Raw genomic sequence first — 21399 nt, forward strand, 5'->3', positions numbered from 1 at the left:
GGTCAGGCCTTCGGACGCAGGCCGAGCATGTGGCAGATCGCATAGCTCAGCTCGGCGCGGTTCAAGGTGTAGAAATGGAACTGGCGCACCCCGCCTGCATAAAGGCGGCGGCACATCTCGGCAGCGATCGTTGCGCTCACAAGCTGGCGCGCCTCCGGACGTTCGTCGAGGCCTTCGAACAGGCCTTCCATCCAGTGCGGGATGGCGGTGCCGCACAGACCCGACATGCGCTGCACGGCGGCAAAGCTCATCACCGGCATGATGCCCGGCACGATCTCGCCCTTGATGCCGGCCGCTGCCGCCTGATCGCGGAAATCGAAGAAACATTCCGGCTCGAAAAAGAACTGCGTGATGGCCCGCGTCGCACCGGCATCGAATTTCGCCTTCAGATTGTCGAGATCGGCCTTCCGGTCGGACGAATCCGGGTGGACTTCGGGATAGGCCGCGACCGAAATTTCGAAATCGGCCACTTTCTTCAGGCCCGCGATCAGTTCGGCGGCATTGGCATAACCGCCGGGATGCGCCGAATAACGCGATTGTCCGTCGGGCGGATCGCCGCGCAGGGCCACGATGTGGCGAATGCCTTCTTCCCAGTAATGGCGGGCAACGTCGTCCACCTGCTCTCGCGTCGCCTCGACACAGGTCAGGTGCGCGGCGGCCGGAATGCCGGCCTCGTTCTGGATCCGCACCACCTGCTGGTGCGTGCGCTCGCGCGTCGATCCGCCTGCGCCATAGGTAACGCTGGCAAAACGCGGGCCCAGCGGCGCAAGCGTTTCCACGCTCTGCCACAGGGTCTCGCCCATCTTGTCGCTCTTTGGCGGGAAGAATTCGAAGCTCACCTCGATATCGCCGGGCAGGCCGGAAAAAAGCGGGGCTTCCAATGCGCGCTGTGCCTCGCGCATCTGGTCAAGGGTCGGGCTCACACTGCTGCCTTCCTGCTTTGGGTGCGCCGCTGCGCAATCCAGATTTTCACCACGAGTTCGCCGTCTTCCAGGGCAATCGGATCGGCCGGTTCGAAATCCGCTTCATGCAGCAGGGTACGCATCTGCCCGTCTTCGAAGCCGAGGCGCGCATGGGCATGCCTGTCGCGCAGTTCCTCGCGCTGGTGTGCGGCGAAATCGACGATCGCGATGCGGCCTTCGGGTCGGGTAACGCGCGCGGCTTCCATCAGGACGGTGCCGGGTGCCTGCGCAAAATGCAGCACCTGATGGAACAGCACCGTGTCGAAACTGGCCGCCGGAAAGGGAAGCGATCCGAAATCGCCCTGAACCAGTTCCACGCGCTCGGTCGGGAAATGATGCAGCTTGGCCCGCGCCACCCGCAGCATGGCCAGGCTCTTGTCGAGCGCTACGATCCGCTCTGCCCGTTCCGCAAACAGTTCCGCCATGCGGCCCGTACCCGTCCCGATATCCAGCAGGCGCCCCATCGGCATGTCGCCCAGCGCAAGGGTCAGCGCTTTTTCGACCGCTTCGTCCGATGAATGCATCCGGCGCAATTCGTCCCAGTCATGGGCGTGATCGGAAAAATAGGCCTGCGCCTCGTTTTCGCGGTGCTCGCGAATTTCGGCAAGCCGCCGCCGGTCCAGTTCGCATTCCTCGGCGAACTGCGAATCGCTGGCTTCCGCTTTCACCAGCAGGTCGGCAATTGCCGTGCTCAGCGGCGGGGCATCGTTCGTATTGGCGCAGGCGCGCAGGAATACCCAGCTGCCTTCGCGGCGACGCTCTGCCAGACCGGCGTCGCACAATATCCCGATATGGCGCGAAACGCGCGGCTGGCTTTGTCCCAGCACCTGGGCCACCTCGCCCACCGCAAGTTCCATCGAACCCAGCAGGCGCATGATCCGCAGGCGCGTGGGATCGGCAAGGGCCCTGAAGATGGTCTCGGTCCGCATGATGAAATGGATATAAAGATATTTTTATATCTGTAAATCGCTTCCATGGCCAGTCGCCGAAATGAGCCGGGCGAGCGACGAAATCTCAAATCCAAACCTGATATTTACCATTAGAGCCGAAACCGGTTGGCTATGGCACTCCGCCCAACCGACCATGGCGCAAAGCGCGAACGCTTCGTCGAAGACCTGCTCGACATCATGTCGATGGAGGAAAAGATCGGTCAGCTGGTGCTGCGCCCGCTGCCCACTTCCGACGATCCGCAGGACATCCGGCACATCCGCGATCAGTTGAAGCGTGGTCATCTCGGCGGCCTGATTGGCAGCGCGTCGCAGGTCGAAAGTGCCACCTTCCGGCGTATTGCGGTCGAAGAAACCCGGCTCGGCATTCCGCTGCTCTTTGCTGACGAGGTGAGCCGAGGGGACGCCGTCGTCATGCCCAGTCCCTTTGCTCTGGCCGCAAGCTGGTCGCCCGACATCGTCGAACGCGCAGCCGCGGTCGTCGCCGACGAAGCGCGTGAAACGGGCAAGAACTGGCTGCTCGGCCCCGATGTCGTGCTCAGCCATCTGTCGGCCGACCGCAATGGCGCCGCTACCTGGGGCGCATCGGAATTTCTGGCGCGCACTCTTGCTGCGGCCACCGTGCGCGGGCTGGAAAACGACGATGATGAAAGCGGGGGCTCGCTGGCTTGCCTGCGGGTGGACGATCCGTCCTGGACCGATCGCCGCATGCCCGACGCCATAATCGATAAATTCCGCCTCGTTGCAGGCATTCTGGGCATCTCGACCCCTGCCAGCGTCGCGCTCGACCCGGCAACTCAGTACGCGCTCGATATTGCGGGCGCGGACGATCCTGCCTTCTCCATCGGCGGGCCGGGCGGGTATGAAGGCATCGACCTTTCCGAATGGGCCGCCATCGCCCGCGCGGCCGGTCAGGACGATCGGCGCGGCCCCTATATCGGCCTCTCGGTCGATGCGGTGATGGCCGCCTTCCGGGCCGGTCGCATCACGCAGTTGCAGGTCGACGACGCGGTTCGCCGGGTGCTCGGGGCAAAATACGATCTCGGCCTGTTCCGCTCGCATGGCCGCGCGGATCGCAGCCCGCCAATGCCGGCTCCCGCGCCGCTCGACCCGCGCGCCGTCGCGCTCGATGCAGCGCTGCATTCGATCGTGCTGCTGCGCAATGAACCGGCGGTTCTCCCGCTTGATGCAGGGCCGCACGAAATCCTCGTGGTGGGTACGGCGGCCGCTGAGCGCTCCCTTTCCATGGGCGATGCGATGGCGGACGGGGCAAGCCTTCTCGACGGCCTCGATGGCCTCGGTCTGCGCTATAAATATGTTCCGGGCCTCGCTCTTCGCGATGAAGGGGAACGCTCGCAATCGGGCAAGCTGGTCAATGCCGACCGGATGGCCATCGGCATGGCCAGCGAAGCGGCGCGCCGATCGGAGACGGTCATCATGGCGCTCGGCGAAACCGACAGCCTCGGCGAAGCGGCTCAGGCCCTTCTCGATGCACTGCACGCCGCCAACAAAAACCTCGTGCTGGTCGCGCTCGGTTCGCGCCCGCTCGATCCCGATGTGAGTGGGCACAAGCTGCCCTGCGTCCTGCATGCAGGCCAGCTGGGCAGCGCGTCGGGCCACGCCATCGCTCTGGTTCTGACCGGGGCGTTCGCCCCGCGCGGACGCCTGCCCGTCGCCCTCATCGACAAGGGCCGGATTGGCCTTCCCTTCGGGCACGGTCTGGGCTTCTCGCAATTCGAGCTGGAAGATTACAGCATCGAACTGAGCCATGATCGCCTCATCGCCAGCACCGTCCTCTACAACACAGGGGACAGCGAAGGGCAGGAAACCGTGCAGGTCTATCTCAAGCGACCTGCATCGCGGGACCGCGGTCCCTCGGAACTGGCAGACTTCCAGCAGATATCGCTGCTGCCCGGCGAAAATCGTCGCCTGCTTTTCGAACTGGGCGGCAACCAGCTCGGCCGGTTCGAACGCAATGGCCGGTTTGTCATCGATCCCGGCAGTTACGTGATCGCCGTCGGTCTCAGCGAAGGACAGGCGCATGCGGCGGAAATCTCCATTCCGCCGACGGTTGCCGAAGCGATGGGCAAGGCGCGCTCGCTGGAGCCTTTCCCTGCACTGTTCGGGCGAATGCGTCGTTCGGCCTGACAATCAAACGTATGATTGACATGTGATTTCTGGTGTAGGGTCCACTATTTCCGTTTCGGGATGGCCCTGCACCGTGTAGGGGCGTCGCCATGCACGATGCATTTGGACGCCGGATCAACTACGTCCGCCTCTCGGTGACGGACCGCTGCAACCTGCGCTGCACCTATTGCATGGCCGAGGACATGCAGTTCATGCCGCGCCGGGATCTGCTCACTTTCGACGAAATCGAACGCCTCGCCCTCCACCTCGTCGGCCGCGGCGTAAAGCGTATCCGCCTCACCGGCGGCGAACCCCTCGTCCGCAAGGGCATCGTCGATCTCGTCTCCCGCCTCACGAATCTGCGCGAGCACGGGCTGGACGAAGTCACACTGACGACCAATGGAACGCTGCTGCCCGAACTGGCCGACGATCTGGCAGCCGCCGGTATCCGCCGGATCAACGTCAGCCTCGACACGCTCGATCCGGCACGCTTTGCAGAGCTGACCCGGCGCGACGAATTCGACAAGGTCATGCGCGGCATCGACGCCGCGCGCAGCGCCGGCCTCGCCGTGCGCATCAACACGGTCGCGATGCGCGGCGTGAACGACGGCGAACTGCCAGCCCTGCTCGCATGGTGCGGTGAACGCGGCTTCGATCTTGCGATGATCGAAGCCATGCCGCTCGGTGACGTCTCCGTCGACCGCAAGTCGACCCATCTCGATCTGACCGAAGTGCGTAAGCTGCTGCAACAACGGTTTACCCTTTCCCCATCCATCCACCGCACCGGCGGTCCGGCTCGCTATTTCGACGTTGCCGAAACCGGCACCCGTATCGGTTTCATCACCCCGCTGAGCGACAATTTCTGCTCGGGCTGCAACCGCATCCGGATCGCCGCCACCGGCACGGTTTACGGATGCCTCGGCCACGATCAGAAGGTCGAACTGCGCGAAATCCTGCGCGCAGAAGGTCCCGGCACGCTGGACGATGCCCTCGATCGTCTGCTGGCCGGCAAACCGCTCCGTCACGACTTCGACATAGACCGCGCCGAACCTGCCCTGGCACGCCATATGAGCGCCACGGGCGGCTGAGAAAACGCGCTGCGCGATAGGTGCTGACAACGGACCTTCGATTGCATATGGGGCCGCCATGAAACGCGTTCGCGGCCTGGTTGAAGACCACCGCTATCTCTTGATGCTGCTGCTGGTTCTGGCGTTCTGCGTCCGGGCTGCGATCCCTGCCGGGTACATGATCGCGCCTTCGACCGAAAAGCTGGTCGAGGTTTCCATCTGCCATGGCGGTACCGGCGAGCGCAGCCTCGCCACCATTGCCATACCCATGAAGACCGATGCGGACGAAAGCCGGCATTCACCGGACGCGAAAGATACGCATTGCGCGTTTTCCTCCCTCGCCCAGCCCTTGCTCGGCGGCATACCGCCCGTACTGCTCGCGATTGCGCTGGCAGCGATCATTCTGCTGGGTCTGGCACCGCTTGGACGCCTGCCCGTTGCGCCCATTCCCTACCTCCGCCCGCCCTTGCGCGGACCACCGGCGTCGATCTGAACCCGTAAACTTTCAGATCAATTGCGCGGGAATGCGTGCGCCGAGCCGCACCGCGCAGCAGGGGAATTACCGTGAAATCTTCTATTTTCGTCCTTGGGGCGGCAACCTTCGCCGTGGCCGCTCCCGCTTATGCCGAGACATCCGAAAGCGATGCCGCTGGCGAGTCGGACCGTACGATCATCGTGACCGGTCAGCATACGTCGAGCGAAGCCAAGCGGCGCGCCGATGCCACGCCGGGTGGCACCGATGTCGTCACGCATGAAGACTATGCCGACAAGTCGCTGGTGAGCCTGCGCGATGCGCTTGCCTTCTCGCCCGGCGTCTATCTCCAGCCACGTTACGGCCAAGAGGTTCGCATCTCGATCCGGGGCTCGGGTCTTTCGCGCGGTTATCACATGCGCGGCATCACACTGCTGCAGGATGGCGTTCCGATCAATCTCGCAGATGACAATGGCGACTTCCAGGAACTGGAGCCGATTTTCTTCGACTATCTCGAAGTATATCGTGGCGCCAACGCGTTGCGCTTTGGGTCAGGCACGCTTGGAGGAGCGATCAATGGTGTGACACCCACCGGCATGACGGCCAGTGGCATGTACCTGCGCGCCGACGCCGGTAGCTTCAACACCTGGCGCGGTCTGGCCTCATACGGCGCAGCGAGCGGCGCTGGCGATATGTGGGCCGCTGTCAGCTACGATCATTCCAATGGCGACCGGGACCATGCCCATCGCGAAAGCCTGCGCTTTCACGGCAATGTCGGATTGCAGATCGCCGATGGCGTAGAGAACCGCACCTATGCCAGCATCAACCGCATCGATCAGGAACTTCCCGGCGCGCTCGACCTGCCGACCGCACTGACGGCGCCGAAAACCGGCAATTTCGTCAACGATCAGGCGCGTGACATCGACTCTCTACGACTGCAAAACCGCACCCGGTTCAGTTTCGCCGATGGCCAGCTCGACGCCGGTGTGTTTATCAATGCCAAGTCGCTCCAACACCCGATCTTTCAGGTCGTGGACCAGAAATCCGTAGATCGCGGAGCCTATGCACGGTTCGATTATGCTGCCGGTCCATTCGAACTGACGCTCGGCGGGGAGGCGCGTTTCGGCGACGTCGATTCAAGACGCTTCGTCAATATCGACGGCGAACGCGGAGCAAAGACTTTCGAAGCCAAGCAGGAAGCGCGGACCGCCAACATCTATGGCGAATTCCGCTTCCGTCCAGTCGACCGACTCCAGCTCATTGCGGGCGGTATCTATGCCGATGGCCAGCGCGAACAACATCTTCTGTTCGACAGCTTTGCCGGCGGGGCCACCGATGTCACCGGCTCGGCAGACTTCAACGCGTTTTCACCCAAGTTTGGCGTGCTGTACGAACCGGCCGACGGCATCCAGCTGTTCGCCAATTACAGCCGTTCGGTGGAATTTCCCGGTTTCATCGAACTGGCGCAGGTGGCAAGCTTCGTGCATCTCGACCCACAGAGGGCGTGGAGCTTCGAAGTCGGAACTCGGGGGCGTGCGGGGATCGCCGAATGGGATGTGGCCGCCTATCGCGCGGACATTCGCGGCGAGTTGCTGCAATTCAATGTCGGCCCCGATATCCCTGCATCGACCTTCAACGCCGACGAAACCCTCCACCAGGGCATCGAGGCGGCGCTCTCCATCGATCTGGGGGAATGGGCCAAACTGCGGCAGGTGTACCAGTACAGCGACTTCCGCTTCAAGGATGATGCACAATACGACGATAATCGGCTGCCGGTGGTACCGCGCCATGTCTATCGTGCAGAACTGCGTCTCGGAACCGACAGAGTACATGTTGCGCCCAATGTGGAGTGGGTGCCGCAAGGTGCATGGGTGGACTACACCAACTCGTTGAGAACCGATGGCTATGCGCTGGTCGGTCTATCTGCCGGAGCAACGGTGACCGATGGGGTCGACCTTTTCCTCGACGCCCGAAATCTGCTTAACGAGAAAGCCGTCGGCGATATCAGTGCGGCCATAACGGCTACACCGGCATCCGTCGTCTTCTATCCCGTGGAACGCCGCGCCGTCTTCGGCGGCGTACGCGCACGGTTCTAGGGGGAGATAAGACCGTGGCCGATACTGCGACCTACCGTACGATCTGGCGCTGGCATTTCTATGCCGGCCTGTTCGTCCTTCCTTTCATTCTCATCCTGTCGCTGAGCGGGTCGATCTATCTGTTCAAGCCACAGATCGACCGGTGGGAAGAGCGTAACTATCGCGGCCTATCGCTCGAAGGCGCAGTGTCGGCCGACCGGCAGCTTGAAGCCGCACAGACGGCTTATCCGCAAGGCAGCTTTCACCATTACCGCATGCCGGAACATGCTGGCGATGCCGCCATGATCCAGCTTGGTCTACCCGGCGGGGCGCTGACGGACGTCTTTGTTTCTCCGCAAGGCCAAGTTCTGGGTACGCTTGATCCGACCGAACGCATCCCGAATGTCATCGCGACATTCCACGGCTCGCTTCTGCTCGGGGATTGGGGCGATCGGCTGGTCGAACTTGCAGCGAGCTGGACCATCGTAATGATCCTGAGCGGCCTGTATCTGTGGTGGCCGCGTCCGTTCAGGGCAGCGGGCACGTTCTGGCCGCGCCTCTCTCTCAAAGGACGTGCGCTGATGAAGGACCTGCACCGCGTGACAGGTTTCTGGATTGCAGGGCTGGTCCTGGTCATGCTTGCTAGCGGTTTGCCATGGGCAGGCACATGGGGCAGCGTCTTCAAATGGGCACGCACCGAACTGGGGCTGGTGGAAGGCCCCCAGGACTGGAAGATCGGGTCGGGGCCAGAGATCGTTCGGCATGAACCGGCAGGCAACTGGATTGCCCCTGCGGCCCATGCCCATGCCGGGCACGACCACGGCGACATGGCAGCGCCAACGATGCCAGCACGACAGGCCACCGAGGGCGATCCGCTGCCGCTCTCAAGCTTCGTCTCGAAAGCCAGTGAAGAAGAGATGGCGTTTCCGGTGCTGGTACTCCCGCCTCACGCCCCGCAGCGTTTCGGCCCGCCAACAGGTGATGTATGGACGATCAAATCGGAAACGCAGAACCGTCCCTTGACGCAAAGTGCCACTTTCGATCCGATTGATGGGCGAGAGGTTTCGCGCACCGACTTTGCAGACAAACATCCGATCGACCGTGCGATCAACTACGGAATTGCCTGGCATGAAGGGCAGTTATTCGGCCTCGCCAATCAGATCATAGGTCTGATGACCGCATTCGCCTTGATCGGGCTATCGGTGCTTGGCGTGATCATGTGGCTCAAGCGAAAGCCGTCGGGTAAACTGGGTGCACCTACAGGATCATCGGTTCCTCATGGTCCCGGTCTGATCATCGTAGTGGTGCTGCTCGGCTTGCTGTTACCCCTGTTCGGCCTGTCATTACTGGCAATTTTGGCGCTCGAACGCGTGGTCGGTCGTTTCGGGAAACGGCGCAGCAAACGCGTGCGATGATTATCGGGAGGGGCGGTGTCCGAACCCGTCCCGCCCACCTGGCGATCTCGACCAGGGCCTGCGGGGCGAAACCCTTGCGCCACTGGCGACTTCCCCCCACAGATCGACACGTCAATTATTTACGGGAACGACGGTGGCAAATCATCGACAGACCGGCGGGCCATATCTGGCCGGGGTCGAACTTGGCGGTACCAAATGTATATGCGTTCTTGCGGATACATCCGGCGCCATCTTCGCGCAGGAAAGGGTGGCGACGGGGCATCCGAGCGAAACCCTTTCGCGGATCGAGACGGTTCTTCACGGTTGGCGCCGTGAATATAACATCGCGGCAATCGGGATTGCCAGCTTCGGCCCACTCGATACGGATCCCGCCTCCGCAAACTATGGCCAGTTGCTCGCCACTCCCAAACCGGGATGGGCCGGGGCGGATTTACGCAGGCTACTCTGGGACATTCCATTCCTCATCGATACTGACGTCAACGGCGCGGCCCTCGCCGAAGGCGTCTGGGGCGCGGCACGCGATGTGCGATCCTGGTGCTATATCACGATCGGAACCGGGGTCGGCGTGGCCCCCATTATTGATCGCCGACCGGTGCTCGGCCTCGGACATGCCGAGGCCGGCCATATGATCGTCCCCTCGCCGCAGGCGGGCTGGGCGGGAAGCTGCAGCTTTCACGATGGCTGCGTCGAAGGCTTCGTTAGCGGGCCTGCATTGGAGGCCCGTTGCGGCCAGCCCGCATCGGACATCCCAGACAGTGACGATATCTGGGACGATGTGGCACAGATCGTTGCGACCCTGTGCCATAATCTCGCTGTGACAGTGGTCCCGGAGCGTATCATGCTGGGAGGCAGTGTCGCTATCAACCGACCATATCTGCTTGAAGTCATTCGGGCGAAGCTGAACGCGAGCCTCGCTGGATATGCGCACGGCGCTCGGATAGCTCAGATGCCGGAGTTTCTCGTCACCGCGAAGCTGGGCGAAGATGCCGGGCCGCTCGGGGCCATTCGCCTAGCGCAATTGGCACTGGCGACATCGGCTCCCTGACGCACCGGCTACCCGCAGCAGCGCCTACGCGCGGTGCAACCGGGATCACAAAGGCTGGGCCATGAAACCGAGAGCGCCCGGCGAAAAACTTATCTCACCCGCATCTTGTGCAAACATACATTGCCCGGGCTCAACCCGTTCAGACCCGACCGTTATCGAACCGCGATATGGCAAGACAAAGGCCTTGCCGGAACTGGCGGGCTTACCGTCATTCGACGCCCCATCCACCCGCCAAAGGCGGAAGTAAGGGCCGTCAACGAGCAACGCATTGCCCACGTCACCTACTTGGCAATGCAGTGACATGTCGTAAGGTTCGCGCTGTGCGATTGCCAAGGCATCGTCGAGATGAAGTTCGCGAGGGCGCCCGTAATCGTACAGCCGATAGGTCACGTCGGAGTTCTGCTGGATTTCGATGATGCTGATGCCCGCCCCGATCGCATGTACGGTATTTGCGGGGATGTAGAAGAAGTCGCCCGGTTTGACGTTATGCCAGGCAAGCAAATCCATGATCGACCCATCCTCCGCGCCGCGCTGCATCTCATCGCGCGAAACGGAGCGCTTGAAACCGATAGCGAGCTTCGCCCCGGGCTCGGCATCGAGCACGTACCAGCATTCCTCCTTGCCCGCCCGGCCCAGACCCGCTGCCATGGCCTGATCGTCATTGGGATGCACCTGCACCGATAACCGCTCGCTGGTGAAAATATACTTCAGCAGCAGTTCGTCGGCCTCAGTGGGAGGCTCGAACCAGATTTCCCCAATCGTACCTCCGGGCGTCTTGTCGAACGGCGCCGCGAGCCGCTTCCGCCCCCAAGGCTTTTCGACATGCCGCGTTCGAAGTTGTTCGGTTGCCGCCATTTGCTCAAATACCCATCACCATGGCGATAACGGGTAAACCAAGCGGCCCATGTTGCAAACCAAACTGATTGCGAATTGACACCGACACGATTGCGTAGAAGATTGCGTGCGCAATGGCGTCGCACTCGTGGCTTACCGCATTGGTCGCATTTGTACTGGCTTTCTGGCCACAAGCGTTACGCGCCGATGAATTGCCACCAGCAATCGAACTGAAACCAGACGTCAGCGCAACCGACGTGGTCGCACACATCCGCTACACGCGTGACCAGGACGCGCTCGAAGGCCTCAGCCTAACGGCTTTCCTGAACCAACGGCTGCAACCGATTTCCGGCAGCGCGGCTCATTTCGGGGCGCCGGGTGACCGGATAGCCCTCGCTATCCGGGTTCGTAACGTGGGCCAGAAGGCTGGCAGCTGGATCGTTTCGACCGGGCGCGGATCGCTCAGCTATTTCCGCATGTACGAAAGCCGCGGGGATCGTCTCGCTTTGCTGGTGGATGGCACCGATCCTTCGGCGGCAGCGGAAAATTTACGTACCTACCAGGCCTTCAGCAGCGAACTGCTTCTGCAGCCGAACGAAGAACGGACGATCGTCATCGACTTCCGGTCGGAAAACTCGACCTACATGCCACTGGTCATCCAGACCTATGGCGATTTCTTTTCAGATCGCCGCACGAACATCGCCATGGTGGCAGGCGTTGTGCTGGGCGTTCTGGTACTGATCTTTCTGAATTTCGTTTTCTTTTCCATAACCGGACATCGCGAGTTCGCATGGCTGGCGCTGGCTCAAGCACTGTTCGCGCTGAATACAGTCCATGCGGAAGGGTACCTGACGATATTCTTCCTACCGGACAGCCCGATGCTCGGCGTGGCGATAGAAGACGCGATCAAATGCGGATTCGCGGCGGCCATGACGCAGTTCGCCCGCAGCTTCATGCGCACTGCCGAACTCTTTCCGCGGCGCGACATGTTTCTGAAAATCGTGATTGCAGTAAGTCTGCTGGTGATCGCTTTACAGGCCGGGCTAGCGATCTACGAACCTGCTTTGCGCAATGCCATCCATGCCATCGCTTGGCTGGTTGCGGTCGTCGTCGCGCTTTACCTCCCCTTCCTCGCCGTGGCGGGCATGCGGACGATCGGGCGGCAGCTCTGGCCCTTGCTGATCGGTTGGGGAAGTCTCGCATTATTCATCGTATATGCCGCCGTTGCATCGATGGGTGTATTCGACTGGCTGCCGATAAACTGGCATTTGGCAGGCCCCGTCGGATTGTTCGAATCCCTCATGGTCACGCTTGCTCTCGGTCTTCATCTCAAAAAGCTTCAGGCTGACAAGCGCGAGGCGGATAGCAATTATGCGCAATCAATGGCCGAGCGCCTGGCGATCAGCGAAGATGCGCAGCGTCTTGCCGAAGAGAAAGCTTTCGCACTGGCCACCGTGAACAGTCAAAACGCTCTGCTGCACGCCTCGGGCCATGACAGTCAGCAGGTTATTCTGGCGCTGAACAGTGCGGTTCATGTGCTCGATGAAAGCGGCGATCCCGACAACCGCGAACTGGCCGACATGCTCCGAAGCTCGGCAGACTATCTGGCTGAAATCGCAACGACGACGATGTCGGGCGCTGCGATCGTCGGAGAAAATTCTGGTGCGGCGACTTTGAGCTGCTTCAGTCTGCGCCACCTGGCTGAACCGCTGATCATGATGTTCCGTGGCTCGTTCGCCGCCAAGGGGCTGACACTGCAGGACGATATCGAAGAGGGTCCCAGCATCGTGTCCGACCGACCGGTACTTATGCGTGCTCTCGCGAACATCTTGAGTAATGCCTACACCTACACCAGTTCCGGCGGCGCCCGATTATCCATGCGCGTGGTCGGCGGTAAGCTGATCATTGAGCTAACGGACACGGGCGAAGGCATCGAAGAAAGCGTGCTGAAACAATTGCACGACGATCACGCCAACCGCGCAACGGCAGGAGAGAAACGCCAGGGTACCGGTTCCGGGTTCCGGTCGGCCAAGCGCCTGATCGAAGGATTGGGAGGGGAACTGACTATCGTGGCGTCCCGACCCGACGGCACCACTATTCGTGCCATCCTTCCCGGCGCCTTCGGGCAGAACCGGTCGTGCACGATCGCCGAGCTCGAAGGCCGGGCGCCGGGATGGCACATTATCGATGTGGACCGAGTACCGGCTGACCAAACATTGATCGCACGTCGGGTGGATGGGCGTAAGCTTGCAGCAGCAACCTACGACGATACTACCATAACACGAGGAAGGCTCAGTCGATCTGTCGATGTCATCCTGATAAAGCCGCTCTGCTGCGAAATGGCCGACCATCCCCTGCTGAAGCGTGAATCACAGCAGCTTTAGCTCCTGCGCCCGGTCCACGATCTTGCGGTTGCTAGGCACGTCGAGCTTCCGGCGCAGTTCGGCAATGTGGAAAGAGACTGTCGGCTGCGCGATCGACAGGCGGTAGGAAATCTCTTTATTGGTTTCCCCCTGAGCCAGATAATGAAGGATCGCCATCTGGCGCGGAGACAAAGCGATCTCTGGAGCCTGCACCGACGCCAGCCCCCTCTGCATCATTGGTGACAGATAGACCTCACCATCGAGAGCAGCATCGCACGCGCGTAGAATTTCCGCCGCAGGCTCGCTTTTACTGACGGCACCTCGAGCGCCCAGTTTAAGCGCGTACTCGATCTCCGTGAACTGCGTTTCGCCGGTCAGGATAATCACGGTCATGTCATTGGAACCGACGATTTCCGCCAATACATTTATGCCGCGCAGGCCAGGCATATTCATGTCCAGCACCACCAGATCGACTTCCTGCGAGCGAACGAAGGCGCTCACTGGAGCCCCATTGTCGAGCACGCCGACAATTTTATAGCGGTCGCTCGTGGCAAAGACGGAACGCAACCCGCCCTGGGCTATCGGGTGATCATCGACAATCAGCACCTTGCAGGGATCCGAAGCGCGGCAATTGCCCGGTTCCGAACTGCCTGCATCCCTCACGATGCAAGGGAACCTTGAAAATTTGAACGACCGGGAAGCAGGTGAGCGGGCGGCACGGAAAACCTCTCGACCGGAATGCGGTCCGCTCATCAGTTTGGCGCAAACAGATACGCAATCAACCCCAAATTAATTCGGCTTGCGACTCTTCTCCGCGCGTGGGCAAATCGAGGTGCGACCCGGAGGGCGTAACAGCCCTTTTACCTTTAGCGCCTCGCCCTCGGGCGGGGCGTTTTTTCTGGGCCTCACCCCATCGGCAAAATTGCGAAGAGCTATGTACCCCAGCGCGCGATGAAAAATCCGTCGAGGCCACCAACTTCCCCAAGCATGCCCGGATCGGTGCGCAACCAGCCTTCGGCGGTCGGTTCGAGACCAGCCGGGAGATTCTCCAAGCCGATCGGCAGCGGCGCAAGATCGACGGCGCTCGTCTGATCCTCGCCTTCTTCGCGTTCCAGCGAACAGGTTGCGTAGACGAATATGCCACCCGGCTTAAGCCATCCCTTTGCCCGGTCTAGCAGGGCCGCCTGCAGTTCTGCCATTTCCGCTATCTGCCGAGCGCCGATACGATGGAGCACGTCTGGATGGCGCCGCGCGGTGCCGGTGGCCGTACAGGGTGCGTCCAGCAGAATCGCGTCGAACTGATGTTTCGGCTCCCATGTCAGCGCATCCGCGCGAACGGTGCTGGCCGCAAGCCCGGTGCGTTTCAGATTGGATTTGAGCAGTTCGAGGCGCCGCTTGGAAATATCGAGCGCAGTCACCTTCCAGCCCTGCGCCGCCAGTTGCAAAGTCTTGCCGCCCGGTGCTGCACACAGGTCGAGCACGTGGCGGCCTTCTCCATCTCCAAGCAGCCTTGCTGGGAGAGACGCGGCGATGTCCTGTACCCACCAGGCACCTTCGGCAAAGCCTGGCAGTTTTTCGATGTTGTCGCCGCGCGCCAGGCGCAAGTGGCCGGGCATCAGGCTGTCTGCGGATAGCTGAACCTGCCAGTGCTCCGTCTCTGCCGGATCGCGCAAGGTCAGATCGAGCGGCGGTGGATCGGCAAGTCCGGCTGCGATGGACGCGGCACGATCACCCCACCGGGTAGCGACCTCTTTGGGCAAGGTCGGGGCGAGCGGCAAAGCGACCTCGCGTTTGGTGAGCGTTGAGAAAACTCCATGCGCAAGCCGCCTTGGACCGCCGGCCAGCAAATCCAGCCCCGTCGCCACAACGGCATGCGGCGGCGTCTGTAGCCGAAGCCATTGAGCGAGCATCATGCGCAGAACCATCCGCACCTTAGCATCGTCGGGCAGAGGCTTTTTCGTGGCGCTGTCGATCAGCCCGTCGAGATCCACCATCCAACGGAGGACCTCGGCGGCAATTGCGCGGGCGAGAGCCTTGTCTTCGAACTTGCGCACGTCCTTGGTCGCGCCGTTGAAGGCGATGTCGAGCGTTTCACCGCGCCGCAGGACTGCATCGAGCAGGCGCAGCGCAGCGCGGCGAGCATGGATACCTTGGAGTTCAGCCATCGGCCGCGCCCTTACGCGGACTTGCGCAATGCCGCCAGCACCATCATCTAGAGGACATGACGAAGCAAGAGAGCAAGCGTCCGCAGGGTTTCGAAAAGCCCGCGCACTGGACCAACGATCCCCCGCCCGAACCGAAAAAGGGGACGGACGAGGAAGAACTGAGTCCGACCCGCTACGGCGACTGGGTCAAGGATGGCATCGCAATCGATTTCTGATCAGAGCGCTGTCAGCCTGATCTTCAATCCATCTTTCGGCTTCGGGATTGGCCAGGCCTGCCATTCCGGATCGCCATCGGCCAGTTCTACCCGGTAACGCGGCAGCAGTTGCGCCATCAATATCTTGACCTGCATGTAGGCGAAGTGGAGGCCAAGGCACATATGCGCGCCGCCACCAAACGGTACCCAGGCATATTTATGCCGCGCCTTTACCTGATCTGGCGTGAAGCGAATCGGATCGAACTTTTCCGGTTCATCCCAGTACTCTTCGCTATGGTGCGTCCAGTGGATATTGATGCCGACGGGCGTCCCGGCAGGAATTCGGTAACCGCCATACTCGAATTCTCGCAAGGCACGGCGCGGCATGGACGGCACCGGGGGAACGAAGCGCAAGGCTTCCTTGAACGCCATTTCGGTAAGTTCCAGCTTGCCCAGATCCTCGTAAGCAAGGTCGCGTGGTCTCCCGTCAGTGCCCGTACCACCGGTGACGGCCTCCACTTCCTGCCGAAGCTTTTCCTGCCATTCAGGGTTCTTGGCGAGCAGCCACAATAGCGACGTCGCGCTAGACGTGATCGTGTCGTGCGCGGCCATCATCAGAAAATTCATATGATCGACGACTTCGTCGACAGGCATCAGGCTACCGTCGTCATACTCGGCCGTGGCGAACTGGCTGAACATATCCTGCCCCCCGCCCTGGGCCCGGCGGCGATGCGTTTCCTGCGTGAAATAGTCGACGAGGAACGCCCGTCCATCGACCCCTTTTTTCATCTGCGTGAAGGGAAGCGGCTTTCGTACGGGCGCCACGCTGGCTTGCACCATGTCGACAAAGGCGCGGTTGATCCGGTCTGCTTCCGGGCCCCAGGAAATGCCGATGAAACTGTCTGCCGCAAGATCCAACGTCAGTTCCTTGATCGCGGGGTAAAAGCGCATGTCTCCCGCGCCCCATTTCTCGACCTGTCGGCTGATCCCCCGATTGAGTGCATCGGCATAGTGGCGCATCGGTCCCGGCTTGAATGCGATCGACAGCGCGCGGCGGTCAGCCCGGTGGTGATCGAAATCCATCAGCATCAGCCCACGAGGGAACAGCCGATCCAATATGGGGCCCCACCCCTGTTCGGAAGAAAACAGCTTCTCGCGGTCGAAGAGGACCAGCTCATTGGCGTCCGCCCCGATCAGCGCCACGTTCCAGCCGCCAAAGGCCTTGTTCTTGTAGACCCGGCCATATTTGGCGACCATCGCCTTGGCCATGCCATGAGGATCCGCAAGCATTCTGAAGGTATTGCCGACAAGCGGCCAGCCCTTTTCGCCCGGGATGTGGGCAAGCGTATCCTCATCCGGATTGCCCTGCGTCCAATGCGCGGGTGCAGCGTCGATGGATTGATGAGCGGCAAGCGTAGCCATAGGTAGCTCCTGACAACTTACCTTAGTGTAAGTAATTCCTAGGCGCTAATCCACCCCGACAATTCGCGTCGCAAAAGCGTCTCCAGCATGGCGAGGCCGGGATCGGATGCGTTCAGGCATGATAACGCGGCAAATTGCTCGCCGCCGGCCTCGGCAAATTGCTCGCGGCCCTGGATCGCCAGCTCTTCCAGCGTTTCCAGGCAATCGGCAGAAAAGCCCGGTGCAGCGATGGCCAGTCGCTTCGTTCCTGCCTTTGCCTCTTCCGCCAGCACCGTATCCGTTGCGGGTTCGAGCCATTTCGCGCGGCCGAAACGCGATTGGAACGTGGTTCGGAATTTAAGGCCCGGACTATGCAGCTTCTCCTGCAGGAGGCGCGAGGTCTTCTGGCAATGGCAATGATACGGGTCGCCAAGATGCAGTGTGCGTTCGGGCATGCCGTGGAAGCTCAGCAGGAGCACTTCCGGCTCGAAATCGAGCGCATCGAGCTGCTTCGACAAATCGGATGCCAGCGCATCGATATAGGCGGGATCGTCGTGATAGGGTGGCAGAGTGCGCAGCGCTGGTTGCCAACGCATTGTCCGCAGGCAATCCGCAGCCTTGTCCACAACAGTGGCTGTCGTTGCCCCGGAATATTGCGGGTAAAGCGGAGCGAGCAGAATTCGCTCGCAACCGGAATTTTTGAGAGCCTGCAAACGGTCCGGAATCGATGGCGTTCCGTACCGCATGGCCCAGTCGACGTGCACTTCGTTCCCCAACCTCGCCTGCATAGCCTCAGCCTGCTGACGCGTAATCACCGCCAATGGTGACCCAGCGTCGGTCCAGACCTGGCGGTACGCGTGCGCGCTTTTCTTGGGCCGTGTATTGAGGATGATGCCGCGCAGAATAGGCTGCCAGGCAATGGGCGGTATCTCGACAACCCTTCTGTCGGAAAGGAACTCCGCAAGATAGCGTTTGACCGCCTCAGGCTCTGCCGCATCCGGCGTACCCAGATTGACGAGAAGAACGCCGATCGCCCCGGATTTCACCGGCGGATGGTCGGCTGGAAGCTGTTGATCACGCCAGGTCATATGCCCTCCGAAAGCAGTGGCAGACGGCGAAAGCGGACTCCGGTCGCAGAGTAAAGGGCATTCGCAATTGCAGGCGGAGCAACCGCCACGCCGAGTTCGCCAGGATCGAACGCGGGCGCATCGCTGGTAATGAACTCGACAACGATGTCCGGACAATCCGCCAGCGTCGGAAGCGACAGTCCCGACAGACGGTTTGGCACAGGTTTGCCGTCTTCATACGCGATGCTGGACCCGGTCGCGAGGGATAGCCCGAAAATCAGTCCGCCTTCGATCTGCTGCCGGGCGATGTCATGATTGACGATCCGTCCGATATCGACGGCCGCATGCAGTTTCGTGACACGGACCCCGCCCTCGCCCAGTGCTGCCTGCGCCACGCAGGCAATACGCCCGCCGCTGTCGGGAGAGCCCATTCGGACCATGGCCAGCCCCTGACCGGTGCCGCGTCTGCCGCCGTCCCAACCGGCAAGCCGGGTCGCCCGGCGTAGGCAATCGGCCATGCGCGGCATGCGGCCCAGCATCTCCATGCGATAGAGGAATGGATCACGCCCTGCGCGTTCTGCCAGTTCATCGATGAAGCATTCGGTAAAGAACGCCGTGTAGGCTGGCGCATTGCCGCGCAGTCGCCCCGTTGGAAATGGCAATGAAACGGGCAGATGATCGATCGCCACGTTATCGATCGCATAGGGCGGAACGGCGCCTTCACAGGCCAGCACGTCAGCTTTCCCCTGGGAGTGTTTCATTGCAGCTTCGGCGGTCTTGTTGTCGAACAGCCGTCTGCCGAATTCGCGAGCGGTGGCGGGCATGGCAAGGCGTGCGCGCCATGCGGCTATGCGCCCACCGCTGGCTGGCACGAATGCGGCCTCCATGCGCGCACTGACAGGGGTGCGGACCGGCACCGACTGAAACTCCTGCACGCGAGGCCATGTCAGTTGCACTGGTCGGCCAACCTCTTTGGCGATCTGCGCGACTTCGATGGCATGCTGCCTCTCGAGGCGGGCATCGAAGCTTCCCCCCGCCGCCGTGGGATAGAGAACGACATCTTGCGGTGACAGTCCGATCGCCTTTCCCGCCGCCCGGCGCGTCATTTCCGGTGCCTGTGCGGCAATCCATAATTCGAGCGTGTTGCCGTCGAAACTTGCGGTGGCGCTGGCCGTCTCGATGGCAGCGTGGACTGCCGGAGCGACCGTGTAGGTTTCCGCATAATCGGGACGAGCCAGCAGATCGTCGGCATCGCCCACATCGATGGTGCGTTGGGCATCGACGGCACCATGCGCGGCCTCCAGCGCTTCCATCGCGGCGTCGCTTTCCACAGCGCCATCCCCGCCGAAGACGGGCCAGATTTTGCGTAACGCCTGCTCGGCGATCCACCAGCTCTCGGCTGCTACTGCGAGGTATTTCTGCGACTTCACCACGGCGACGACACCCGACATGCCCGTTACCGCCTCGGTGTCGAACCGCAGCAGGTGCGATGCACCGAGAGGGCCATGCCTGATCGATGCATAGACCATTCCCGGCAACCGGATGTCGCCTGCGAAAAGGAAACTGCCATCGACCTTGGCAGGAAGGTCGAGGCGGGGGAAAGCCGGGGCAAGTTCGGCTTCGGCAGGCGAGGGATCTTCGGCGGCGCGTTCGACCTTCACCGGCGGCGGTTCGGGCGGATCGAATTGCGCTGCATCGACCACCAGATCGCCGAATGCAAATTGCTGGTCGCCATGGCGGACGAGGCCGCCAACAACTTCGCATTCCTCCCAGTCAACATTCCATCGCGCTGCCGCTGCCATGGCGAGCAGCGACCTTGCGGTGGCAGCAGCTTCGCGCAGGGGTGGCTCGTATCCTGCCAAACTAGTGCCATCTGCCGTTGCGATGAAGGCGTTGCTGCGGGCGAAGTTTTCCGCCAGCCGACTGCCAGGATCATCGGCAAGACTAGGCAGATTGGACCAGAGCGGCGCCCATTTCGCAGCGAGAGGAATATTCGCGTAAAGACCGGAAGGCGGCGCGGGCTCGACGGCAATCTGTCGCCAGTCCGCGCCAAGCTCGACGGCCACGACCTGTGCAAGCAGGGTTGTGACCCCCTGCCCCATCTCCAATTGGGGAACGGCCACCGTCACCACGCCATCCCGGCCGATGGTGATCCAGCCGCCGAACTCGCGCTCGTCCGGTCCGGGCGTTAGGGGGCTCGAATAGTGACGCGGCCAGAGCCACCACGCGACAGCAAGCCCGCCACCCGCCGCTGCGCCTGCAATAAGGCCGCGCCGGGTCACGGGGAGCTGGCTTAACTTTTCGCGCCAATCCATTCGTCGACCTTGGCAGCGATGTCGTGAAAGGGCTTCGCAAGCGCATCATCGCCTGCGGCCGGCGGTGTACCGCGATCGCTTCCCTGCCGAATGGCGAGGTCGAGTGGGATGCGCCCGAGAAAAGGCAGGTCCAGCCGTTCCGCCGCCGTTTCCACTCCGCCTTTACCGAAAGGGTCAGAAACCTCGCCGCAGTGCGGGCAGGCATAGCCGGCCATGTTTTCGACCAGCCCTATTACCGGCACGCCGGCCTGGTCGAACAACTGGCCCGCCCGCGCCGCGTCGATTAGAGCGAGGTCCTGCGGCGTCGAGACGAGGACGGCGCCCATGGGCTTGTAGCGCTGGAGCATGGTGAGCTGGACGTCGCCGGTGCCGGGGGGCAGATCGACCAGCAGCGTATCGACATCGCCCCAATGGGCATCGATCAACTGCGAGAGCGCATTGCCCGCCATGGGCCCGCGCCATGCAAGCGCGCGGCCGGGCTCCACGAGATGACCCATGGACAGCATCGGAACGCCGAAGGAACTTTCGATCGGGACGAGCTTCTTGTCGCGCGCGATGGGCTTTTCGCCCTGATTTCCAAAGATCACCGGCTGCGACGGGCCGTAGATATCGGCATCGACGAGCCCGACAGCGCGGCCCGCTTTCTTCAGCGCGATAGCGAGATTGGCGGTCAGGGTCGACTTGCCGACGCCGCCCTTGCCGCTGCCGATGGCGATCAGGCGGCGCTGCTTGCGCTCCGCAGTCATGACGATGCGGACGTCGGAAATGTCGTCATACTCCAGCAAACGGATGTCAATCAAACGTTTGATTTCGTCGCGTTGATGCTCGTTCAGTCCGGCAGCGTCGACGACGGCAATAGCCCTGCCGTCCTTGACGGAAAGCGTGGTGACGTGTTCGGCAAGGCCGGCGGGAAGTAGCGATTTCGGGTCGGTCGAACTCATGGGCGAGGC

The 21399-nt window shown here is 61.8% G+C and carries 17 protein-coding genes; 8 read left to right on the forward strand and 9 right to left on the reverse strand.

All coding sequences use genetic code 11. The features are described 5' to 3' along the window. Positions 1–2 precede the first annotated feature (2 nt). Positions 3–902, reverse strand: coding sequence for a methylenetetrahydrofolate reductase [NAD(P)H] (gene metF, locus ACIGGE_RS00595; protein WP_173829945.1), 900 nt, complete (start codon positions 900–902; stop codon positions 3–5). A 17-nt stretch (positions 903–919) separates the two neighbouring features. Next, on the reverse strand, positions 920–1891 hold the full coding sequence (locus ACIGGE_RS00600) for a metalloregulator ArsR/SmtB family transcription factor (RefSeq protein WP_196846873.1): 972 nt from the start codon (positions 1889–1891) through the stop codon (positions 920–922). 132 nt (positions 1892–2023) lie between these two features. Between ACIGGE_RS00600 and ACIGGE_RS00605 the strand changes: the two genes are divergently transcribed. From ACIGGE_RS00605 to ACIGGE_RS00630, 6 genes are all read left to right on the forward strand, one after another. After that, complete coding sequence (locus tag ACIGGE_RS00605; RefSeq protein WP_397489103.1) at positions 2024–4057, forward strand: glycoside hydrolase family 3 C-terminal domain-containing protein; 2034 nt, start codon at positions 2024–2026, stop codon at positions 4055–4057. 89 nt (positions 4058–4146) lie between these two features. Continuing rightward, complete coding sequence (gene moaA / locus ACIGGE_RS00610) at positions 4147–5124, forward strand: GTP 3',8-cyclase MoaA (RefSeq protein ID WP_397489104.1); 978 nt, start codon at positions 4147–4149, stop codon at positions 5122–5124. Positions 5125–5182: 58 nt separating this feature from the next. Next, on the forward strand, positions 5183–5596 hold the full coding sequence (locus tag ACIGGE_RS00615) for a DUF2946 family protein (RefSeq protein ID WP_103022365.1): 414 nt from the start codon (positions 5183–5185) through the stop codon (positions 5594–5596). A 65-nt stretch (positions 5597–5661) separates the two neighbouring features. After that, positions 5662–7671, forward strand: a complete 2010-nt coding sequence (locus ACIGGE_RS00620) for a TonB-dependent receptor family protein (protein ID WP_397489906.1) — start codon at positions 5662–5664, stop codon at positions 7669–7671. Between the two features lie 14 nt (positions 7672–7685). After that, on the forward strand, positions 7686–9065 hold the full coding sequence (locus tag ACIGGE_RS00625) for a PepSY-associated TM helix domain-containing protein (protein WP_397489105.1): 1380 nt from the start codon (positions 7686–7688) through the stop codon (positions 9063–9065). Positions 9066–9198: 133 nt separating this feature from the next. Continuing rightward, positions 9199–10110 carry an ROK family protein gene (locus ACIGGE_RS00630; RefSeq protein ID WP_397489106.1) on the forward strand — a complete coding sequence of 304 codons (912 nt, stop codon included), beginning with the start codon at positions 9199–9201 and terminating at the stop codon, positions 10108–10110. Between the two features lie 45 nt (positions 10111–10155). Here the strand turns inward: ACIGGE_RS00630 and ACIGGE_RS00635 are convergent, their stop codons facing one another. Beyond that, positions 10156–10965 carry a class I mannose-6-phosphate isomerase gene (locus tag ACIGGE_RS00635; RefSeq protein ID WP_397489107.1) on the reverse strand — a complete coding sequence of 270 codons (810 nt, stop codon included), beginning with the start codon at positions 10963–10965 and terminating at the stop codon, positions 10156–10158. Between the two features lie 113 nt (positions 10966–11078). Between ACIGGE_RS00635 and ACIGGE_RS00640 the strand changes: the two genes are divergently transcribed. Beyond that, positions 11079–13328 carry a sensor histidine kinase gene (locus ACIGGE_RS00640; protein ID WP_397489108.1) on the forward strand — a complete coding sequence of 750 codons (2250 nt, stop codon included), beginning with the start codon at positions 11079–11081 and terminating at the stop codon, positions 13326–13328. On the opposite strand, the gene ACIGGE_RS00645 is transcribed toward ACIGGE_RS00640, so the two are convergent. Next, positions 13314–13913 carry a response regulator gene (locus ACIGGE_RS00645; protein WP_397489109.1) on the reverse strand — a complete coding sequence of 200 codons (600 nt, stop codon included), beginning with the start codon at positions 13911–13913 and terminating at the stop codon, positions 13314–13316. The two genes, ACIGGE_RS00640 and ACIGGE_RS00645, sit on opposite strands and share 15 nt — an antisense overlap. 326 nt (positions 13914–14239) lie before the next feature. Further along, positions 14240–15472: an RsmB/NOP family class I SAM-dependent RNA methyltransferase gene (locus ACIGGE_RS00650; RefSeq protein WP_397489110.1), complete on the reverse strand. Its 1233-nt coding sequence runs from the start codon at positions 15470–15472 to the stop codon at positions 14240–14242. 56 nt (positions 15473–15528) lie between these two features. Between ACIGGE_RS00650 and ACIGGE_RS00655 the strand changes: the two genes are divergently transcribed. Next, on the forward strand, positions 15529–15687 hold the full coding sequence (locus tag ACIGGE_RS00655) for a DUF1674 domain-containing protein (protein WP_103022359.1): 159 nt from the start codon (positions 15529–15531) through the stop codon (positions 15685–15687). On the opposite strand, the gene ACIGGE_RS00660 is transcribed toward ACIGGE_RS00655, so the two are convergent. From ACIGGE_RS00660 to ACIGGE_RS00675, 4 genes are read right to left on the reverse strand one after another with little or no spacing between them, the layout of a single operon-like run. Beyond that, positions 15688–17088: a cytochrome P450 gene (locus ACIGGE_RS00660; protein ID WP_397489111.1), complete on the reverse strand. Its 1401-nt coding sequence runs from the start codon at positions 17086–17088 to the stop codon at positions 15688–15690. A gap of 38 nt (positions 17089–17126) precedes the next feature. After that, positions 17127–18155 (reverse strand): ferrochelatase, encoded by a 1029-nt coding sequence (gene hemH, locus ACIGGE_RS00665; protein ID WP_397489112.1) that lies wholly within the window; start codon positions 18153–18155, stop codon positions 17127–17129. Beyond that, entirely contained in the window at positions 18152–20449 is a 2298-nt protein-coding gene (locus tag ACIGGE_RS00670; RefSeq protein WP_397489113.1) for a molybdopterin cofactor-binding domain-containing protein, read from the reverse strand. The genes hemH and ACIGGE_RS00670 overlap by 4 nt, the downstream gene beginning before the upstream one ends. After that, a complete protein-coding gene (locus tag ACIGGE_RS00675; protein WP_397489114.1) occupies positions 20428–21390 on the reverse strand; it encodes an Mrp/NBP35 family ATP-binding protein in 963 nt (320 codons plus the stop codon). Before ACIGGE_RS00675 ends, ACIGGE_RS00670 begins: the two co-directional genes overlap by 22 nt. Positions 21391–21399 lie beyond the last annotated feature (9 nt).

The organism is Qipengyuania sp. NPDC077410, from assembly GCF_044543405.1.
In the GTDB taxonomy this organism is placed as follows: domain Bacteria; phylum Pseudomonadota; class Alphaproteobacteria; order Sphingomonadales; family Sphingomonadaceae; genus Qipengyuania; species Qipengyuania pacifica.

Excerpts from the sequence above, each read along its gene's own strand:
- ACIGGE_RS00670 (WP_397489113.1), bottom strand. The coding sequence starts at position 20,449 with ATGGATTGGCGCGAAAAGTTAAGCCAGCTCCCCGTGACCCGGCGCGGC.
- ACIGGE_RS00655 (WP_103022359.1), top strand. The coding sequence starts at position 15,529 with ATGACGAAGCAAGAGAGCAAGCGTCCGCAGGGTTTCGAAAAGCCCGCG.
- ACIGGE_RS00600 (WP_196846873.1), bottom strand. The coding sequence starts at position 1,891 with ATGCGGACCGAGACCATCTTCAGGGCCCTTGCCGATCCCACGCGCCTG.
- ACIGGE_RS00605 (WP_397489103.1), top strand. The coding sequence starts at position 2,024 with ATGGCACTCCGCCCAACCGACCATGGCGCAAAGCGCGAACGCTTCGTC.
- ACIGGE_RS00615 (WP_103022365.1), top strand. The coding sequence starts at position 5,183 with ATGAAACGCGTTCGCGGCCTGGTTGAAGACCACCGCTATCTCTTGATG.
- ACIGGE_RS00650 (WP_397489110.1), bottom strand. The coding sequence starts at position 15,472 with ATGGCTGAACTCCAAGGTATCCATGCTCGCCGCGCTGCGCTGCGCCTG.
- ACIGGE_RS00635 (WP_397489107.1), bottom strand. The coding sequence starts at position 10,965 with ATGGCGGCAACCGAACAACTTCGAACGCGGCATGTCGAAAAGCCTTGG.
- ACIGGE_RS00660 (WP_397489111.1), bottom strand. The coding sequence starts at position 17,088 with ATGGCTACGCTTGCCGCTCATCAATCCATCGACGCTGCACCCGCGCAT.
- ACIGGE_RS00675 (WP_397489114.1), bottom strand. The coding sequence starts at position 21,390 with ATGAGTTCGACCGACCCGAAATCGCTACTTCCCGCCGGCCTTGCCGAA.
- moaA (WP_397489104.1), top strand. The coding sequence starts at position 4,147 with ATGCACGATGCATTTGGACGCCGGATCAACTACGTCCGCCTCTCGGTG.
- hemH (WP_397489112.1), bottom strand. The coding sequence starts at position 18,155 with ATGACCTGGCGTGATCAACAGCTTCCAGCCGACCATCCGCCGGTGAAA.
- metF (WP_173829945.1), bottom strand. The coding sequence starts at position 902 with ATGCGCGAGGCACAGCGCGCATTGGAAGCCCCGCTTTTTTCCGGCCTG.
- ACIGGE_RS00640 (WP_397489108.1), top strand. The coding sequence starts at position 11,079 with ATGGCGTCGCACTCGTGGCTTACCGCATTGGTCGCATTTGTACTGGCT.